The sequence below is a fragment of the Rhizobium sp. WYCCWR 11128 genome (genome assembly GCF_013416305.1).
In the GTDB taxonomy this organism is placed as follows: domain Bacteria; phylum Pseudomonadota; class Alphaproteobacteria; order Rhizobiales; family Rhizobiaceae; genus Rhizobium; species Rhizobium indicum.
In genome coordinates, this window is the sequence record NZ_JACCEZ010000009.1 from 236021 (window position 1) to 256124 (window position 20104).

Here is a 20104-nt window from a genome sequence, read left to right on the forward strand (position 1 = left end):
CACGATGGATGGACCTCTCGTCAGCTATTACGGGGATGACTTCACCGGTTCCACCGATGTCATGGAGGCGCTGGCCTCGAACGGTGTTTCGACCGTGCTCTTCCTCGACGTTCCCACGCCGGAACTGCTTGCGCGCTTTAACGATTGCCGCGCAATCGGCATTGCCGGAACAAGCCGCAGCGAGACCCCTGCATGGATGCAAGAACACCTTGCGCGCGCTTTCGAGTGGCTGAATTCGCTTGGCGCTGACATCTGCCACTACAAGGTCTGCTCGACCTTCGATTCCAGCCCCGAAATCGGCAATATCGGCAAAGCGATCGAAATCGGCCGATCGGTGTTCGGGCAATCCGTCGTTCCCGTCATCGTCGGCGCGCCGCAATTGAAGCGCTACACGGCATTCGGCAATCTCTTTGCCGCTTACCAGGGCCGGATCTTTCGCATCGACCGCCATCCCGTCATGAGCCGCCATCCGGTCACCCCGATGGACGAGGCGGACCTTGCGGTGCACCTGTCGAAGCAGACCCGCCTCCCCGTCCTGCTCGCCGATCTTATCGCCATCACCGCGACGGACGCAGATACGCGGATCGACGAACTGGCGTCGGGTTCGGAAGGGATCCTGCTCATCGATGTCGATTCCGACGCGACGCAGGAGGCCGCGGGCCGACAACTGCTTCGCGTCACCGGCCGTTCCGGAAGTTTTGTCGCCGGCTCGTCGGGCGTCGAATATGCCCTGCTCAGCGCATGGCGGCGGAGCGGTTTCATCGGCGCGAGCGGTGCCGAGTTTCCTGATGTCGGCCCGGTCGATCGCCTCGCCGTCGTGTCGGGCAGCGTATCGCCGACGACCGAGCGCCAGATCCGGACGGCTGTCGAGAACGGCTTCGAAAGCATCGCGCTCGATCCGCTGGCACTGGTTTCGGAGCACGGCGAAGGCGCGGTGGATTCGGCGGTCGGGGCCGGCATCCAGAAGCTCAGGCAAGGCAAGAGCGTCATCCTCTATACCGCGCTTGGCCCGTCCGCAGACCGCGGCGCCGACATCGACAGGCTACCGGGTGCTCGTCACCGGCTCGGGAGCGCGCTCGGCACGATCTTGCGCCGCCTGATCGAGAGCGAAGGACTTTCACGTGCGGTCGTCGCCGGCGGCGACACATCCAGTCACGCACTGAGACAGTTGAAGATCGACGCGCTGACGACGCTTCTTCCGCTGCCCCAGACGCCGGGTTCTCCGCTTTGCCTTGCGCATGGCGACTATCAGCCGACCAACGGCCTGCAGATCGCGCTCAAAGGCGGTCAGGTCGGGACGGACGGCTATTTCACGCAGATCCGCGATGGAAGGAAACACTGATGGTTTCCCCGATCCGGCTTGGCGCAGAAAAACGTGTGGATCATATGAATTAAGTGATATGGTGATTGACTCATCATACCAGTATATGATCCTATCCAGAAACGGAAAAGGTGAGGAAAACATGACTAAGATTGCCCTCTTCGGCGCAGGCGGGAAAATGGGATACCGGCTCGCCAAAAATCTCAAAGGCTCGCGTTTCCAAGTGCGCCATGTCGAGGTGAGCGACGCAGGCAAGGTCCGTTTGAAGAATGATCTCGGTGTCGATTGCGTACCAGTCGATGTCGGGCTCGACGGCGCCGACGTGGTGATCCTGGCCGTGCCGGACACGGCGATCGGCAAAGTCGCGGCAGGCATCGTTGACAAGCTCGCATCAGGCACCATGGTGATCGCGCTGGACGCTGCGGCTCCCTTTGCCGGCCACCTGCCGAAGCGTGACGATCTCACCTATTTCGTCACCCATCCCTGCCATCCGCCGATCTTCAACGACGAGACGGACATGCAGGCGAAGAAGGACCACTTCGGCGGCCTCTTCGCCAAGCAGCATATCGTCTCGGCGCTCATGCAGGGTCCGGAAAGCGCCTACGCGCTCGGTGAGGAGATCGCCAAGCTGATCTGGGCCCCGGTCATGCGCTCGCACCGGGTCACGGTCGATCAGCTTGCCATGCTTGAACCGGGTTTGTCGGAAACCGTCTGCGCATCGCTGCTCGTCGTCATGCGGCAGGCCATGGATGAATGCGTGGCACGCGGCGTGCCGGAACAGGCCGCCCGCGACTTCCTGCTCGGCCATATGAACGTGCTCGGCGCGGTCATCTTTAAGGAAGTCGACGGCGTGTTTTCGGATGCCTGCAACAAGGCGATCGAGTTCGGCATCCCGGCGCTGATGCGCGACGACTGGAAAAAGGTATTCGAACCGCAGGAGATCGCCGAAAGCATCCGGCGCATCACCTGAACCGGCTTGGGGAGGCAAACCCTCCCCTCAACCGCCCCAGGGAGAAGGGGCTTTAGTCACAACAGGGAGGAAAATATGAAACTGACGCGCAGACTGACACTTGCAGCTTTTGCTGGCGCACTGGCGCTTGGAACGGCTCTTCCGGCCTTTTCGGCCGATCTCATCGCCATCATCACGCCGGCGCACGACAACCCCTTCTTCAAGGCCGAAGCCGTCGGCGCCGAAGCCAAGGCGAAAGAGCTCGGCTACGAGACGTTGCTCATGACGCATGACGACGACGCCAACAAGCAGTCCGAAATGATCGACACGGCGATCGGGCGCGGCGCCAAGGCGATCATCCTCGACAATGCCGGAGCCGATGCCTCCGTCGCCGCCGTCAAGAAGGCGAAGGATGCAGGCATCCCTTCCTTCCTGATCGACCGCGAAATCAACGCGACCGGCGTTGCCGTCGCCCAGATCGTCTCGAACAACTATCAGGGCGCCCAGCTCGGGGCGCAGGAATTCGTCAAGCTGATGGGCGAGAAGGGCAATTACGTCGAACTGGTGGGCAAGGAGTCCGACACCAATGCCGGCATCCGCTCGCAAGGCTATCATGACGTCATCGACGACTATCCGGATCTGAAGTCCGTTGCCAAGCAGTCGGCCAACTGGAGCCAGACGGAAGCCTATTCGAAGATGGAAACCATCCTCCAGGCAAATCCCGACATCAAGGGCGTCATTTCAGGCAATGACACCATGGCCATGGGCGCGATCGCTGCGCTGCAGGCCGCCGGCCGCAAGGACGTGATTGTCGTCGGCTTCGATGGCTCCAACGACGTGCGCGACTCCATCAAGTCGGGCGGCATCAAGGCAACGGTCCTGCAGCCCGCCTATGCGCAGGCCCAGTTGGCAGTGGAACAGGCAGATGCCTACATCAAGAACAAGACGACGCCAAAGGAAGAGAAGCAGTTGATGGATTGCGTTCTCATCAATGCCGACAATGCCGGCAAGCTCGAAACCTTCGCCCTGACGAACTGATCAGCCGCGAATTGCGGAGGGCGCAGCGCTGCGCCCTCCGTAATGCATTTTGCAAGACGTCGAGGTTTAAAGCATGTTGAGAGTGAAGGGCGCCCTGCTCGCTGCCGTCGTGGCGGCCGCCTTGCCCGGTTGCAAGATCATCAAGACGCCGACGGCTGAGGAAAAGGCGGCGGCAGCGGCCAAGACCGCCTTCGATCCGAATGCCAAGGTCGAGGCAATCTGGCAGTCCGAGGCGGTGCCTTATTTCGAAAAGCGCGCCGGCGACCTCAAGGACGTCATGCAATTGGCCGCCTCCAGCCCCGACGCCGCAGGCGAGAAATACGGTAATCCCCGCAAGCAGAGCAGCTCGCCATGGACCTATGCGGTGAAGATCACCGGCAAGGTTGTCGCGGCCGATACAGGCTCGCGCGCGGCAACGCTCGATGTCGACGCCGATGGCGACGGCAAGGCCGACGCCAAGGTCCAGATCGGCCCGGCGCTGCGCGGCACGGCGCTGCGCGACACGTTGGAGTTCGTCAATTTCAACGAATTCAAGAACCAGATCGAATGGGCGCAGTTCGGCAAAGCCTTCAACGAGAAGGCCAATACCACCTTTCTCTCCGCCATCCCGCGTGAGGGCCTCGCCGGCAAGACGGTGACCGCGATCGGCGCTTTTCCGCTGCCGAAAAGCGGCGAGCTGCCGCTCGTCACGCCCTCGGAACTGAAGGTCGGCCCATGACCACGGGAGAGGCACAAAAGGACGACATCATCCTGCGCCTCGACGAGGTGTCGAAGGTCTATTCTGGCATCGTCGCCGTCAAGCGCGCCAATCTCGAGCTTCGCCGCGGCGCAGTGAACGTCCTTGTCGGCGAAAACGGTGCAGGCAAGTCGACGCTGATGAAGATCATCGCCGGTGTCGAACGTCCAACGCTCGGCCGCATCATTCTGGACGGCAAGCCCATATCCTTCGACAGCCCGGCGCACGCGCAGGCGCACGGCATCGGCATGATCTTCCAGGAACTCAATCTCTTCGCCAACATGTCGGTCGCTGAGAATATCTTCACCACGCGTGAGATCACACGCGGCATCCTCGGCATCGATCACAAGGCACAAGTGCAAAAGGCCAATGCGTTTTTGAAGCGTCTCGATGCCGGCATCGAGGCCGGCACGATGGTCGAGGATTTGCCGATCGGCCAGCAGCAGCTCGTCGAGATCGCCAAGGCGATGTCGTTGAATGCCCGGATCCTGATCATGGACGAGCCGACGTCGGCGCTTTCGGCAGCCGAAGTCGAGATCCTGTTCAAGGTGATCGCGGAACTGAAGGCCCAGGGTGTGGCAATCGTCTATATCTCGCACCGGCTCGAAGAGCTGATGCGGATCGGCGATTACATCACGGTGCTGCGTGACGGCCAGGTCACCGGCGAGGCGATGGTCCGCGACATCGACACGCGCTGGATCGTGCGCTCCATGATCGGCTCGGATGCCAAGGATTTTGCAAAATCCGTGGACCACGCCGTCGGAGCCGAGGTCTTTCGCGCCGAAAACATCAGTCTGCCGCGGCCGACGGGTGGGCTTTCTGTCAACGATGTCTCGCTGTCGGTCAGGGCAGGTGAAATCCTCGGCATCTACGGCCTGATGGGGGCCGGGCGCAGCGAATTCTTCGAATGCGTGATCGGGCGGCACACACACTCGACCGGCAAGATCTTCATCGACGGCAAGCATGTTCGCGCCCGCGACACCACGCGGCGCATCCGCCGTGGCCTTGCGCTCATTCCGGAAGATCGGCAGCGGGAAGGTCTGGTCCAGGTGCTCTCGATCGCCTCCAACCTGACGCTGGCGAGTCTTGGCCGCTTCACCCGGCTCTTCCATATCGACAGGGGTGCGGAGAAGAGTGCCATTCGCGATGCAATCCGCGATCTTTCGATCAAGGCGCCGAACCCGGATTTCGAGGTGACCTCGATGTCGGGCGGCAACCAGCAGAAGGTCGTCATCGGTAAGGCGTTGATGACCAATCCGAAGGTGCTTCTGATGGACGAGCCGAGCCGTGGCATCGATGTCGGTGCCAAGGCCGACGTCTTTCGCACCATGCGGCGGCTGGCGGCAAACGGGCTCGCCATTCTGTTTTCGACTTCCGACCTCGAAGAGGTCATGGCGCTTTCCGATCGCATCGCGGTCTTGAGCAACGGCCAGCTGATCGCCGTCTTCGACCGCAACGAGGCCACGGAAGAAGCCATTATCGCGGCTTCGGCCAAGGGACACGGACATCAAGGGAAACTCGCGTCATGATGGCGGCTACATCAACCACTCTTGCGCCGAAGGGCGCCAACGGCTCAGCGCTTCTGACGCTGATGAAGCTCAGGACGTTCATCGCGCTATTCGCGGTCATCATCTTCTTTGCGATCTTCGCCCCGAACTTCACCTCGACGGCGAACATGATCCTGATGTCGAAGCATGTGGCGCTGAACGCCTTCCTGGCGATGGGCATGACCTTCGTCATCATCACCGGCGGCATCGATCTCTCGGTCGGATCGATCGTCGGGCTTTGCGGCATGGTCGCCGGCGGCCTGATCCTTTACGGCATCGAATTGCCGATCGGCTACACGATCTTTTTTAATCTCTTCGAGATCGTGCTGATCACCTTGTCGATCGGCTTGCTTATCGGTCTGATCAACGGCCTGCTGATCACCAAGCTCAACGTCGCGCCCTTCATTGCCACACTCGGCACGCTCTATATCGCCCGCGGCCTCGCTTTGCTGTCGTCGGACGGCCAGACGTTTCCGAACCTTGTCGGCCGGCCTGAATATGCCACGACCGGCTTCGATTTCTTCGGCGCGGGGCGCATCCTCGGTCTGCCGGTATCGATCTGGATTCTGATCGTGCTTGCGCTGCTGGCCGCCTATGTCGCCCGCTCGACGCCGATCGGCCGTCACATCTTCGCCGTCGGCGGCAATGAGCGGGCCGCGCGCATGTCCGGTATCCGGGTCGATGTCGTGAAGATCTTCGTCTACATGTTCTCCGGACTTTGCGCCGCCATCGTCGGCGTCATCATCTCCTCCGAACTGATGGCAGCCCATCCGGCGACCGGTGAAAGTTTCGAACTCAATGCGATTGCCGCAGCCGTGCTTGGCGGCACCTCGATGTCGGGCGGACGCGGCACGATCGGCGGCACGATCATCGGCGCCTTCGTCATCGGCATCCTCTCCGACGGATTGGTGATGATGGGTGTTTCCTCCTTCTGGCAGATGGTCATCAAGGGCCTCGTCATCATCATTGCTGTCGTCGTCGACCAGGCCCAGCGCCGCCTGCAGCAGCGCGTTACCCTCATGCAGATGGCAAAGGCAGGTTGAGATGACGGAATTGAAAGGGGCTTTGATCGGTTGCGGTTTCTTTGCGGTCAACCAGATGCACGCCTGGAATGACGTTCGGGGTGCCGGCGTCGTCGCGATCTGCGACCGCGACCCGGAACGGCTGAAGATCGTCGGCGATCAGTTCGGCATCGATCGCCGCTATAGCGATGCCGAGGCGTTGTTCGCCGATGGCGGTTTTGATTTCGTCGATATTGCCACGACTGTCCAAAGCCACCGCACCCTCGTCGAAATGGCGGCTCGGAACAAGGTGCCGGCCATCTGCCAGAAGCCGTTCGCCAAAACCTTGTCGGACGCGAAGGCGATGGTCGAGGCGTGTCGCAATGCCGGCATACCGCTGATGGTGCACGAGAACTTTCGCTGGCAGACGCCGATCCAGGCGGTGCGGAAGGCGCTCGAGGAGGATGGCATCGGCACGCCCTTCTGGGGGCGCTTCTCCTTCCGTTCGGCCTACGACGTCTTTTCCGGCCAGCCCTATCTGGCCGAGGGCGAGCGGTTCATCATTGAAGACCTCGGCATCCATACGCTCGACATCGCCCGCTATATCCTTGGCGACGTTCGATCGCTCACGGCCCGCACCAAGCGGGTCAATCCAGCCATCAAGGGCGAGGATGTAGCAACGATTCTGCTCGATCATGAAAACGGCGCCACATCGGTCGTCGACGTCAGCTACGCCACCAGGCTTTCCAGGGAGCCATTCCCCGAGACCTTGATCGAGCTCGACGGTTCTGAGGGCACGATCCGTCTGACCCAGGGTTACCGCCTGGAAATCACCAACGCCAGGGGCACCATCACCACTGACGTATCGCCGAAGCTGCTGTCATGGGCCTCGCGGCCCTGGCACAATATCCAGGAGAGCGTCTACGCGATCCAGCAGCATTGGGTCGATCAGTTGGAGCGCGGCGCGGAGCACTCGACATCAGGGGCCGACAATCTGAAGACTTTCGCGCTCGTCGAGGCCGCTTATGACAGTGCGGTCAGGGGACAGACGATCGATGTCGGAGCGATGCTGCGATGACGGTCGATGCGTTCCAGCTCTACGGCACTCGCCTCGTCGAAACGCCGCCGGTTCGGCTGAGAGCCGGAAAACTGGAAGCCGATCTCACCAATGGCAACCTCCGCACCATCCGCTACGATGGGACCGAGGTGCTGCGAGCGATTTCATACCTCGTTCGCGACCGGGACTGGGGCACCTACAGCCCTGAAATTGTTGATCTCCGGATCGAGCAGAGTGACGATCGTTTCGCGGTCGCCTATCGGGCCCGCTGCGAAGGACCGGATGATACGAGGCTTGCCATTGACGTTCGCATCACCGGAAGCGCGGACCGGCTCGACTTCGAGGCCGAAGCCATCACGGAGACCGGCTTCGAGACCAATCGCTGCGGCTTCTGCATCCTGCATCCGATTGTCGGCGTGGCGGGCTCGCCGGCAACGGTCGAGCATGTCGGCGGGCAGATCGTGGCAACGCAGTTTCCCGATGTCATCGAGCCCTGGCAGCCTTTCAAGGACATGCGCGCCATCACCCACGCGGTCATGCCTGACGTTCAGGCGGAATGCCGGATGGAGGGCGACACTTTTGAAATGGAAGATCAGAGGAACTGGTCGGACGCATCCTACAAGACCTATGTCAGACCGCTCGCCCTTCCCTGGCCTTACCAGATTCCTGCCAATCGGCCGCTCCGGCAGAAAACGTCGCTTGTTATCAGGGATATCGGCGGCTCGACACGGCATTCTCCTGGCGTGTCGAGCGGCGCCATAAAACTCGAGCTCGGCGCGCGCACCGGCACCGTGCCTGATATCGGCGTGATCATTACGCCCGAGGAGGCCGATGCGACCCTCTCGGCAAAGTCCGTCCTGACGGAGATCGCTCCCCAGGAAATCCTCTTCCATTTCGACCCCGGCGCCGGGCATGGCGTCGACGCGTTCAGGCGGTTTGCTGCGATCGCCACAGTCCATCGCGGCCGCTCGACGCTGGAGATCGCCCTTCCCTGCAAATCGGTCCCGGCGAGCGAGACCTCCGAGATTGCCCGTCAGATGCAGCTCGCGGAATTCAGGCCGGATGCCATCATGATCTCGCCATCCGTCGACCGGCAGTCGACGCCGCCCGGCAGCACATGGCCGGATTGCCCACCCTTGGATGAAGTCTATACAGCTGCCCGCGCCGCCTTTCCCGGCATTCGCATCGGCGGCGGCATGCTGAGCTACTTCACCGAACTCAACCGGAAGCGCGTCCCCGATGGACAGCTCGACTTCGTCAGCCACTGCACCAACCCGATCGTGCATGCTGCCGACGATCTCAGCATCATGCAGACATTGGAAGCGCTGCCCTTCATCACGCGGTCGGTGCGTGCGATCTACGGCGACAAACCCTGCCGGATCGGCCCGTCGACCATCCCGATGCGGCAGAACCCCTATGGCAGCCGCACGATGGACAATCCTGTGAGCGCACGCATCCCGATGGCCAATCGTGACCCGCGCCATAATGGACGCTTCGGACAGGCCTTCGCGTTCGGTTATGCAATACGAGTGCTGGATGCCGATCTGGAATGCCTGACGTTATCAGCCTTGACCGGTCCGTTCGGCCTGATCGCTGGTCCGGGGGAACCGATCGAACCGGGCGGGCGTCGTCCGCTGTTCGATACCGTGCGGACACTGTGTCAATTGGCTGGTGCAACCTGGCGGGAATGCGTCTCCTCCTCTCCCTCCGAGGTCCTGTCTTTCGTTGCAAGGGATACTACAGGCGCCAGGCTTTACGTCGTCAATCTGACGAGCGAAGAACGAAAGGTCGATTGCGGCGCATGCGGGCCGACCGGGAAGGACTCAAGCGGGGATCTGCTGCTTGACCCATTGGCTGTCGCCGTCTTGCCGCTGGAACACCACGCGCTGGCGGATTGACCTCCAGCAGAGCAGCTGCATCTATGCGATCGGAACTCGCTCTTGGGAGGATCGATGTGAAGACGAAGAAGCTTATCAATTCAGGCGCAGATGCCGTCGATGAGATGCTGCAGGGGATCCTGGCGGCGCATCCACGCCATCTCTGCGCGGTAGAAGACATGCCCCGCGCGATCATTGCCAGAAACGGACCACGGCGGGGCAAGGTCGGGCTGGTCATCGGTGGTGGATCCGGGCACGAACCGACATTTCTGGGGTTTGTCGGCAAGGGGCTGGCGGACGCGGCCGCAATCGGCAACGTCTTCGCCTCGCCGCCGCCCGATCCGATCGTCGCCTGCGCCATGGCGGTCGACGGCGGCGCCGGTGTCCTGTTCATGTATGGCAATTATGCCGGCGACGTGATGAACTTCGACATGGCTGCCGAGATGCTTGCGCTTGACGAGATCGAGGTACGCACGGTGCTCACCACGGATGACGTGGCGTCTGCCCCTGCCGATCAGAGGGACAAGCGACGAGGCGTGGCGGGCAACGTCTTCATCTTCAAGGCTGCCGGCGCGGCCTGCGATCTTCTCTATTCCTTTGACGATGTCGAGCGTGTCGCCCGCCATGCCAATGCGCGAACCTATACGATGGGTGTCGCGCTTTCGCCCTGTTCGCTGCCCCAGACCCTCCGACCAAACTTCCTGATCGGCGAAGGCGAGATGGAGATCGGAATGGGTATCCATGGGGAGCCTGGCGTGGCGCGCGAGCCGCTGAGGCCGGCCGACGCGGTGACCGACGAACTCATGGACAGCATTCTTCGCGAAATGAAAGCAGACCGGGGCGATCGTGTCGCCGTGCTCGTCAATTCGCTGGGTTCAACCCCGATGATGGAACTCTACATCATGATGCGGCGCGTGAAGTCCCGGCTCGACGATGCCGGGCTCATCCTCCATACGTCGCTCGTTGGGAATTACTGCACCTCGCTCGAAATGGCCGGCGCGTCGATCACGGTCATGCATCTTGACGACGAGCTTCAGCGATTGATCGACCACCCCTGTGATTGCGCGATGTTTGCGAGGTAATCGATGACGTTTACGACCGAAGACCTGCAGCGCATGTTTGCCGGGATTGCCAAGGATATTGCAGCAGAGAGCGACTATCTCTGCGCGTTGGACGGCGCCATCGGCGATGGAGATCACGGCCTTGCCATGGATGCAGGCTGCCAGGCCGCGGCGAAAGTGGTCGGCGAACTTGACGCCGGAATTGCCCCGACAACCGCATTCAACGTAGCGGCTAAGGCATTCCTGAATGCGGTCGGCGCTTCGTCCGGCCCGCTCTACGCCACGGCCTTCATGCGCGCCGGAGCAGCCGCCAAAGACAAGCAGACATTGAGCGACGACGATTTCCTGCGTGTCTTTGCAGCAATGGCGCAGGGAATCCAGGAACGCGGAAAGGCCGAACCCGGTGAAAAGACGATGGTTGACGCCTGGAGGCCTGCGGCCGACGCAGCACTCGATGCCTGGCAGTCGGGAAAGCCCCTCCCCCAATGCTTCGAGGCGGCCGAGCGGGCAGCGCGCACGGGCTGCGAAGCGACCAGCAGCATGACGGCGGCCAAGGGACGGGCTTCGCGATTGGGGGACCGTGTGATCGGGCACATCGATCCCGGCGCCGCCTCGGCCGTCATCATCATCGCCGCGATGGCCAAATTTGCTCAGTACCATGATGGTTAGCTCATCATACCAGTTGACATGTCAATGACTATCTGCAACAAGGGGCCCGGCTTTACAAGAGGAGGACGGTAATGCTGACCCTTTCTGCGAAATTGAAGACCGCGAGCATCGTTGCGATCGCCGTGGCGTCACTATCGGCCACGCCGGTTCTTGCTGAAGACATCACGCTCTGGACCCTCAACTTCGACAACAATGCCGCCAATACGGCCCTGAAGAAGGTGGCGACGGACTTCGAAGCGGCAAACCCCGGGACGCATGTCGAGATCGTTCAGCGCGCCGTCGACGAGCACAAGACCGCCTTGCGCGTCGCTGCTGGCTCCGACAAGGGACCCGACATTTATTTCAGCTGGGCGGGCCTCGGCCTCGGCGGCGAATATGTGAAGGCCGGTCTGTCCCTGCCCCTCGACAAGTATTATGCCGAGTATAAGTGGAGCGACGAATTGTTGCCCTCGGCAGCGGCTTTTGCCGACCTCTATCCCGGCGGCAAACACGGCGTTCCCTTCACCTTCAAGGGTGAGGCCGTCTATTACAACAAAAAGCTTTTCGAACAGGCCGGCATCAAGGAAGAGCCGAAGACCTACGAGGAATTCCTTGCCGCGGCCGATAAGCTCAAGGCCGCTGGCATCCCCGCCTTCACCTTCGGCGGCACGGTCAACTGGCACGTCATGCGCCTCATGGACGTCATCCTTGAAACAAAATGCGGTGCTGAAAAACACGATGCGCTGAAGGCGATGACGCTGGACTGGACCAAGGAACCCTGCGCGACGGAATCCTTCGCGGAGTTTGCCAAGTGGACGAAGGACTATACGCTGCAGCCATTCATGGGCATCGACAACAAACAGTCCTACAGCCTCTTCACCGCAGGCCGCGCGGCGATGATGCTCGAAGGCGACTGGCTGGTCAGCCAGCTTAACGGCTCCGGGGCCAATCTCGACGACTACGGGATTTTCCCCTTCCCGACCAATACCGACCGCCTCTATGGCTTTGCCGAGTACAATTACATCAGCACCAAGAGCAAGAGCCCTGACGTAGCGGCGAAGTTCCTCGACTACTTCCTCTCGACGAAGGTCCAGCAGGACCTGCTCGGCCAGCTGAGTTCGACCTCCGTCAACAAGAACGTGCAGTATGCCAACCAGAAGCCGCTCGAGGCGGAATGGTTGGGTATCTTCCAGAAGTATGGCAGGGTGTACATGAACGGCGATCAGGCGTTCCCGCTCGACGTCACGACGGAGTACTTCCGCGTCATCAACGATGTTGCCTCCGGCAACACCGAGCCGGCCGATGCGGCCAAGCAGCTGCAGAGCTTCATCGCAAGCCGAACCTGATTCCTCCCGAGGTGCCAGTCGATCGACCCAGCTGTCGATCGACCGGCACATTCTTTCATCAGCTGGCAGCCGCTTCACTGCCAGGAGGAAAGCATGTCACTTCGACAATCGACACATGATCCGCGCGTCCAAGCGCTCATCCTGCTCGTGCCAGCCCTGGCGATCTATGCCGTCTTCGCCCTCTATCCGATGTTCAATGTCGTCATCCTGAGCTTCCAGAAATGGAACGGGCTGGATCCGCAGCGGCAATTTGTAGGGCTTGCAAACTACTCGGCGATTTTCACGAAGGATCCTGTCTTCTGGGTTGCCTTCCGCAATACCGTCATCTGGACCTTGATGAGCCTGATCTTCCCGCCGATGATCGGACTGCTGCTGGCGCTGAGCCTCAATCAGAAGATATTCGGCCGCAATGGCCTCAGGGCCATCTTCTATCTGCCTGTTATCATCGCGCCGATTGCCGTCGCCACCATGTGGAAGTGGATGTACGATCCGTTCTTCGGCCTTTTCAGCCAGTTGCTCACCTCGTGGGGCATGCAGGGCTGGATTAATGACTGGCTTGGCAACAGGGATATCGCCCTTTATTCCGTTTTCGTCGCCTATCTCTGGCAGACGGTCGGCTTCTCGATGGTCCTGTTCCTGGCGGGCCTGCAGAATGTCTCTCAGACGCTCGTGGAGGCCGCGCGCATCGATGGCGCCGGCCGCTGGGCGGTGTTCAAGCATGTGACATTGCCGGCCTTGCGCCCGACGATCACGATCGTTCTCGTTCTTTCCGTCATCTCCTCCCTGAAGGCCTTCGACATCGTCTATGGCCTGACCGGCGGCGGGCCGGCGCAGTCCACCCAGATGCTGGCGCTCTGGGCATTCACGCAGGCGATGCAGATCTTCGATTTCGGACGAGGTGCAGCGATTTCGGTCGTGCTGCTGCTGATCACCATGGCCGTCGTCATTCCCTATCTCAAATGGACCCAGAAGCACGAGGAGGTTGAATCGTGACAGCAGTACCGACCGACCAGACCGCAGTGCATCTGCAGGTCGAACCATCGTCGATGAAGCGGGATCCGATTCTGATCGGCCTCTGGATCACGCTTGTTATCGTGGCGCTCGTCTGGGTCGCGCCATTCGTCTTCATCGTCTTCACCTCCTTGAAGACGCCGGCGGCGGTGACGGGCACAGGCGCCTTCGTGCCGCCAACCGATCTCGCTTTCGAAAACTACAGCGCCGCATGGAGCCGCGGTAACTTCGCAAACTCCTTCTTCAACAGCGTCATCATAACGGTCATCAAGGTGCCGCTCGGGCTGTTCCTTTCGGCGATGGCCGCCTATGCCCTTGCCAAGATCAAGCTGAAGATCACCAAGGCCCTGCTGCTGCTCGTGGTGTTCGGCACGATGATCCCCTTCCAGGTGATGCTTGCGCCGCTCTTTACCCTGGTGAATTCACTCGGCCTGATCGACACCTACCCCGGCGTCATCCTTCCCTACATCGCCTTCGGCGTTCCCTATCAGGTTTTCATCCTGCACGGCTTCTTCAAGAGCATTCCCAAGGAGCTGTCGGAAGCAGCACTGATCGACGGTGCAAGCCACTTCATCATCTTCAGACGGATCTTTCTGCCGGTGTGCCTGCCCGTGCTCGCCGCACTGCTTATCCTCGACTTCGTCTCCACCTGGAACGAATTCGCCATGGCGCTGGTGCTGCTCCAGGATCAGCACATGTGGACCTTGCCGCTCGGCCTGATGTCGTTTCAGGGGCAGTTCTCGAGCAATTACGGTCAGCTCAATGCGGCAATCGTGATGACCGTCCTGCCGGCAACGATCGTCTATCTCATCTTCCAGCGTTACTTCGTCTCTGGCCTCACCTCCGGCGCCGTCAAAGGCTAGGGCCACGAATAGCATTCCACGAGGAGAATATTCTATGTCTGATGCAACAGTCGAAAAATGGGGCGTGTTCGAGGCCTCCTTTGATGGACCCTCCGGCGGCAATCCCTATCTCGACGTGGCATTCGATGCCGTGTTCACCCACAAGAGCCGCGAAATCCGCGTGCCGGGCTTCTATGACGGCAACGGAACCTACCGTATCCGCTTCATGCCGGACATCGAAGGCGAATGGTCGTTTATGACCCGTTCCAAGACTGCTGCACTCGACGGCAAGACCGGCGCATTGACCGCAACCGAGCCTTCGGCCGGCAATCACGGCCCGGTGCGCGTGCGCAACAAATTCCACTTCGCCTATGCGGACGGCACCCCGTTCCTGTCCTTCGGAACGACCTGCTACGCCTGGACGCACCAGCCGCTCGACATGCAGAAGCAGACCCTCGAAACCCTCAAGAAGGCCCGCTTCAACAAGATGCGGATGGGCGTGTTTCCGAAGGATTATCCCTACAACGTCAACGAGCCGCTGCACGCCTGCTTCGAACGCGGGGCGGACGGAAGGGAAGACTTCGATCGTCCGAACCCCGCCTCGTTCCAGCACTTCGAGAAGCAGGTCGCAGCGCTCTGCCAGCTGGGGATCGAAGCCGATATCATCATCTTCCACCCCTATGACCGGTGGGGTTATGCCGACATGTCGGCGGAACAGGATTTTCGCTATGTCGAATATCTGGCCGCTCGTCTCGCCGCCTACCGGAACATCTGGTGGTCGCTTGCCAATGAATATGATTTTCTCATCGATACGAAGCCGATGGAGCAGTGGGATCGCTACTTCCACATCCTGGAAGAGAACGACCCCTACCAGCACCTGCGCTCCATCCATAATGGCGACGTGACGGCGAATTTCGATCATCGCAAGCCGTGGGTGACGCACACCTGCATTCAAAACCCTGACGTCAAGCGGACACAGGAATGGCGCGACGCCTACGGCAAGCCTGTCGTCAACGACGAGCCCGAATATGAGGGCGACATCCTGCAGTCATGGGGCAACCTCAATGCGCAGGAGCTCGTGCATCGCTTCTGGATCACGATGGCGCGCGGCGGCTATGCCGGGCATGGCGAAACCTATTCTCATCCCGAGGACCTGATTTGGTGGGCCAAAGGCGGGGAACTGCGCGGCGAAGCGTGGAAGCGCATCGCCTTCCTCCGCGACCTTCTGGAAGCCGATGTCAAGCACGGCCTCGAGCCGCTGGGCATCATCGGCGAATGGCCCTGGTCTCGCGTGTCGGGCGCGCGCGACGGCGACGGCGATTTCCGCCTGATCTATTTCGGCGAGCATCAGCCGGTGATCTGGTCCACGGGCCTGCCCGTGGACGGTGACGATTATGATGTCGATCTCATCGACACATGGGAGATGACGATCACGCCGGTGGAGAAGGTGGCGGCTCCCGTTCCGCATCCGACGCGCCATGGCTCGGTCGTGCGCGGCGGCAAGCCGGACGCTGCCTTCGGCGTGAAAATTCCGCGCAAGCCGTACCAGGCGCTGCGCGTGCGCAGGAATCGCTAGAAGATGACAAGGGGTACGAAATGTCTGGCTTGAGCATCAGAAACGTCAAGAAATCCTTCGGCCCGGTCGATATCATTCATGGTGTCGACGTCGAGATCGCCGACGGTGAATTCACCATTCTCGTCGGCCCCTCCGGCTGCGGCAAGTCGACATTGCTGCGCATGATTGCCGGGCTCGAGGATATCACCGCCGGTCAAATCAGCATTGACGGCCGGGTCGTGAACAATCTGCAGCCGAAGGATCGCGATATCGCGATGGTCTTCCAGAACTATGCGTTGTACCCGCAGATGACGGTCTCCCAGAACATGGGATTTGCGCTCGAGCTCGCCGGGGCCAAGCGGCCGGAAATAGAACAGAAGGTCGGTGAGGCTGCGGCAATTCTCGGATTGCAGCCGCTTCTCGATCGAAAGCCGGCTCAGCTGTCGGGCGGACAGCGACAGCGCGTCGCCATGGGCCGGGCCATCGTTCGCGATCCGAAAGTCTTTCTCTTCGACGAGCCGCTCTCCAATCTGGATGCGAAACTGCGCGTGAAGATGAGAGCGGAGATCAAGGCTCTGCACCAGCGCCTGAAGACCACGATCGTTTACGTCACCCACGACCAGATCGAGGCCATGACCATGGCTGACAAGATCGTCGTGCTCCACGGCGGTCGCGTCGAACAGATCGGCAGTCCGCTCGAGCTCTACGACCGACCGCGCAATATGTTTGTCGCCGGCTTCCTCGGTTCCCCCGCGATGAACTTTCTCGAGGGAACTCTTGAGGGCGCAGGCAAGCCGGCATTGTCGCTGCCGGGTGGGTCACGCGTAGCGCTTTCGCGGGCTCCAGCCAATTCCACCAACAGACCGCTCACGCTGGGTATCCGTCCCGAAGACATCACCTTCGGTGGCGAAAACGGTGTGGATGCCGTGGTCAAGGTGGTCGAACCCACGGGATCCGAAACCCATGTCGCCGTGGAACTCGAAGGCAGGGAGTTGACATGGGTCGTTCGCGAACGTGTCGAGCTGGTGCCGGAACAGCCGGTAAAGCTTTCTTTCGAAACGGCCAAGGTTCACTTCTTCGATCGGCAGACGCAGCAACGCCTGAACGCCTGAACAAGGCGCGTCAGCAGGTCCGTCGAACGCGGAACCGGAATTTGACGGCATGGAGTTCTTGATGATTCCTCGTCTTCGGAGCGAATTGGAGACTTGTAATCTCTGATCTCGCCGATAGGCTGTTCGTCCAAGATGAGGTAGCCAAGACATGCACATTCGAAGAGCCGTCTCCGCCGACGCGGAGGAGCTGAGCAGTCTTTTGAATGAAATCATCCTTGCCGGCGGAACCACCGCACTCGAGACGCCGCTTTCGGCTGCCGAGTTCGCGGACTGGTTCATCGACGGCGAGTTTCCTCTTACCTGCCATGTTGCAGAGCACGATCAGTCGCTCGTCGGCTTTCAATCGCTCAGCTTATACGGCGATCCGCCGAAAGGCTTCGCCGACATCGCGACCTTTGCCCGCATGAACCTGAGGAGCCGAGGCGCCGGTAGCGCTCTCTTCCCCGCAACCCGAGCCGCGGCGGAAGAGCTCGGGCTCGAATTCATCAATGCCACCATTCGCGCCGACAATGTCAGCGGCCTTGGCTATTACGCAAAGTTGGGCTTCGAGACCTATGACCGGCTGGTCCAGGTTCCGCTTCAGGATGGAACGCCCGTCGACAGGATCAAGAAGCGTTTCAGAGTGGACGCCAGGCACCACACGATACCCGACGCCTGAAACCTGTTCGATGGCGCTGTGCGAGTGCTTGGCATCCAAGGACCGGACCGGTTCAGCCTTGCCCAGCGTCGCCTGCTGTCGGGGACCGACAGGCCGTGCGGCCTCTTTGCAGGCCACACTTTAATGTGCGGCGACGAAGTTAATTTTGCAGCCTGCGGAATATTAACCTCATGAAGTAACAACGTAGTTTTCCATAATGGAAGAGAAGTGACCTTTAGCTTCCGTCACGAGTTCCCTCCGTCATAAATCAACCACTTGGGATAGAGATGGATTTGGAGCCGCGAGGACGTAAAAAGGAACAGATCAAAGCCATGCTCGGAGAGTTGCCCATGCCGACTGCGATGTTCACGGCCGACGAACTGGCGGTGATCCGCCGCGCTTACGCCCATCAGGTGGTGGCAACCGCCGCAACGACGAACCCTCGGATTGAAGCTGCCTTTGCCACCGTCCCGCGCGAAAAATTCCTCGGTGCGCCGCCATGGCAGATCGCCAATCTGGGCGGCGGGTATCGCCCCCTCACCTCCTCCGACTTGGTTCTGGCCTATCAGGACGTGCTATTCGCGCTGCAGTCCGAGAAGGGTGTCAACAATGGTAGTCCCTCGCTGCATGCCCGACTCCTGGCGGAGCTGGACATACAAATCGGCGATCGCATAACCCATATCGGTGCCGGCACCGGCTATTACAGCGCCATTCTTTCGGAGCTTGTCGGCGCTTCCGGTTATGTCTATGCCGTCGAGATCGATCCCGATCTGGCTGCCCACTCTCAAGCAGCGCTTGCTGATCGGGCCAATGTTAGCGTCGTTAACGCCGACGGCAGTCAATGGCCGCAGCAAGAGGTGGATGCGATCTATGTGAATTTCGCCGTCGCGCGGCCCGCGGCACCCTGGATCGAAAGGCTGCGACCTGGAGGGCGTCTGGTGCTGCCACTCGGCGTACCGCGCCAGGACCGACCACCGAAAGGCGGCCGTCATGCGTCCCATGGTGCTGCACTTCGTATTGAGCACGGCGAGGGTGGATTTGCGGCGCGTTGGATCGGCACAGCCTATTTCGTCTGCGCCAATGGTGGATTGTCGATCGACGACAACGAGATCGAGGCGCTGACAGCCGCGTTCAGGCGCGGCGGCATCGAGTTCGTCAAAAGCCTGCTCTGGAAAACGGAACCGCAGATAGGACGCTGCTGGTATATCGGCGATCAATGGGCGCTCTGCTATGATGACGTCTGAACCATCCGCGCCGCGAAAGTCGCCTGCCTGATCTCAGCGAGGAACGAGAGCGATATGGCGCAGCTCGCCAAAGAGCTCGATGCTCTCGGCGCCATCCTGCCTTTCGATCAACGCGATCAGCTCGCCGCACTTTCTGACTGACACTGACGTTACCACACCCAAGCATCTGGCGCAGGAAACATGCGCGGCAACGCGCTCAAAAGCCGGCTCGGAACTTGGCCATCTCGAAGCCCCTTGCAAGCTCGCCACCGGCGCCCTGCCCTCTCCCGCGCCGGAAAGTCTGCTGCTGAATTTTTGCCGGCCTTTATCTTTGATGATCGGACCAAGGGCGCCAAGGATCCGAGCGACGGCCACGCCGGCGGAGGTCGAGACGGGATTGAGCGCCGACGGCTTGTTGCAATCTGCCGTCCGCATGCGCGGGATACGGTGCGCCGACAGCAGACCTGCTGTTTCCGCGACGCCGACGCGATCCGACCAGGGCATTTGACACATCCTCCTGGAAGGCGCCGCTCAGACCGGTGGCAAAGATCAGCAAGCGGCCGCGGCCGCACCATAGCTGATCGGCAGTGCCTTGACCCATGCTTGCCAGCGACCCGATGAAACAAGCACTCACAGCTCTACTGCTGAAGGCGGCACCGCCGTCGCGGCACAAATTGGCGACACAGATAACCAGTCGCCGGCCCCGGATACCCCGATGCCGGCACATCTCGCCAGGACCGGATCGACACGAATGGAAAATGAGGATTCGTTGTCCGTCCGGCGGCGATTGCCAGAATGACAAAAGCCCGGCGCGGGAGAGGTGCGCCGGGCTTCGATAGTGACCGACAGCCTGGGAGGAGGAGGGCTGTCCGTCGGACCGAAGCGGCTCGGAGGGGTTAAGCGCTTCGGTCTGTCACGAGGTAGTGTTGCGATGCGACAAATTCAAGCCTGGTGGCTGCGCGGATGTCGCAGACGAAGTGCCAGACAAATGCAGCCTCACTCGCACGCGATCAGGGCTAGAGCCTTTCCGGGTTAGATTGAAGCATTCTGCCGGAGCAGGTTTTCGTCAGGGCAGAGGCGATTGGCGAAGGGCATACCCCTTGGTACGTCCGAGCCGATCGCCTCTGATCCTGGCGGAAAGAT

At 60.8% G+C, this 20104-nt stretch carries 17 protein-coding genes; all 17 read left to right on the forward strand.

Annotated elements, in window-relative coordinates; all coding sequences use genetic code 11:
* Window positions 1-4: 4 nt before the first annotated feature.
* The 17 genes from HX898_RS25240 to HX898_RS25320 all read left to right on the forward strand — a co-directional run bounded on the left by HX898_RS25240 (window position 5) and on the right by HX898_RS25320 (window position 18982).
* A complete protein-coding gene (locus HX898_RS25240) occupies window positions 5-1342 on the forward strand; it encodes a four-carbon acid sugar kinase family protein (RefSeq protein ID WP_180196131.1) in 1338 nt (445 codons plus the stop codon).
* Window positions 1343-1463: 121 nt separating this feature from the next.
* A complete protein-coding gene (locus tag HX898_RS25245; RefSeq protein WP_180196106.1) occupies window positions 1464-2291 on the forward strand; it encodes a phosphogluconate dehydrogenase C-terminal domain-containing protein in 828 nt (275 codons plus the stop codon).
* 75 nt (window positions 2292-2366) lie between these two features.
* Window positions 2367-3308 (forward strand): D-ribose ABC transporter substrate-binding protein, encoded by a 942-nt coding sequence (locus HX898_RS25250; RefSeq protein WP_003550404.1) that lies wholly within the window; start codon window positions 2367-2369, stop codon window positions 3306-3308.
* Window positions 3309-3381: 73 nt separating this feature from the next.
* On the forward strand, window positions 3382-4026 hold the full coding sequence (locus HX898_RS25255; protein ID WP_138330806.1) for a DUF2291 domain-containing protein: 645 nt from the start codon (window positions 3382-3384) through the stop codon (window positions 4024-4026).
* Complete coding sequence (locus HX898_RS25260) at window positions 4023-5573, forward strand: sugar ABC transporter ATP-binding protein (protein WP_138390433.1); 1551 nt, start codon at window positions 4023-4025, stop codon at window positions 5571-5573. The genes HX898_RS25255 and HX898_RS25260 overlap by 4 nt, the downstream gene beginning before the upstream one ends.
* Window positions 5570-6634, forward strand: coding sequence for an ABC transporter permease (locus HX898_RS25265; RefSeq protein WP_138330804.1), 1065 nt, complete (start codon window positions 5570-5572; stop codon window positions 6632-6634). The genes HX898_RS25260 and HX898_RS25265 overlap by 4 nt, the downstream gene beginning before the upstream one ends.
* A gap of 1 nt (window position 6635) precedes the next feature.
* Window positions 6636-7670, forward strand: a complete 1035-nt coding sequence (locus HX898_RS25270; RefSeq protein WP_180196107.1) for a Gfo/Idh/MocA family oxidoreductase — start codon at window positions 6636-6638, stop codon at window positions 7668-7670.
* Window positions 7667-9547 carry a hypothetical protein gene (locus tag HX898_RS25275; RefSeq protein WP_180196108.1) on the forward strand — a complete coding sequence of 627 codons (1881 nt, stop codon included), beginning with the start codon at window positions 7667-7669 and terminating at the stop codon, window positions 9545-9547. The genes HX898_RS25270 and HX898_RS25275 overlap by 4 nt, the downstream gene beginning before the upstream one ends.
* Before the next feature lie 56 nt (window positions 9548-9603).
* Entirely contained in the window at window positions 9604-10608 is a 1005-nt protein-coding gene (locus HX898_RS25280; RefSeq protein ID WP_180196109.1) for a dihydroxyacetone kinase subunit DhaK, read from the forward strand.
* Window positions 10609-10611: 3 nt separating this feature from the next.
* Window positions 10612-11256 carry a dihydroxyacetone kinase subunit DhaL gene (gene dhaL, locus HX898_RS25285; protein ID WP_180196110.1) on the forward strand — a complete coding sequence of 215 codons (645 nt, stop codon included), beginning with the start codon at window positions 10612-10614 and terminating at the stop codon, window positions 11254-11256.
* A 71-nt stretch (window positions 11257-11327) separates the two neighbouring features.
* On the forward strand, window positions 11328-12581 hold the full coding sequence (locus HX898_RS25290; RefSeq protein ID WP_180196111.1) for an ABC transporter substrate-binding protein: 1254 nt from the start codon (window positions 11328-11330) through the stop codon (window positions 12579-12581).
* 93 nt (window positions 12582-12674) lie between these two features.
* The gene (locus HX898_RS25295) at window positions 12675-13574 is read left to right on the forward strand and encodes a sugar ABC transporter permease (RefSeq protein ID WP_180196112.1); all 900 of its coding nucleotides are present in this window, start codon (window positions 12675-12677) and stop codon (window positions 13572-13574) included.
* Window positions 13571-14455 (forward strand): carbohydrate ABC transporter permease, encoded by an 885-nt coding sequence (locus HX898_RS25300; protein ID WP_180196113.1) that lies wholly within the window; start codon window positions 13571-13573, stop codon window positions 14453-14455. Before HX898_RS25295 ends, HX898_RS25300 begins: the two co-directional genes overlap by 4 nt.
* Window positions 14456-14489: 34 nt before the next feature.
* The gene (locus HX898_RS25305) at window positions 14490-16010 is read left to right on the forward strand and encodes a DUF5060 domain-containing protein (protein WP_180196114.1); all 1521 of its coding nucleotides are present in this window, start codon (window positions 14490-14492) and stop codon (window positions 16008-16010) included.
* A 20-nt stretch (window positions 16011-16030) separates the two neighbouring features.
* On the forward strand, window positions 16031-17101 hold the full coding sequence (ugpC, locus tag HX898_RS25310) for a sn-glycerol-3-phosphate ABC transporter ATP-binding protein UgpC (RefSeq protein WP_180196115.1): 1071 nt from the start codon (window positions 16031-16033) through the stop codon (window positions 17099-17101).
* Between the two features lie 148 nt (window positions 17102-17249).
* Window positions 17250-17759, forward strand: coding sequence for a GNAT family N-acetyltransferase (locus HX898_RS25315; RefSeq protein ID WP_180196116.1), 510 nt, complete (start codon window positions 17250-17252; stop codon window positions 17757-17759).
* A gap of 311 nt (window positions 17760-18070) precedes the next feature.
* Window positions 18071-18982, forward strand: a complete 912-nt coding sequence (locus HX898_RS25320) for an rRNA adenine N-6-methyltransferase family protein (RefSeq protein ID WP_180196117.1) — start codon at window positions 18071-18073, stop codon at window positions 18980-18982.
* The last annotated feature ends 1122 nt before the right edge of the window (window positions 18983-20104 follow it).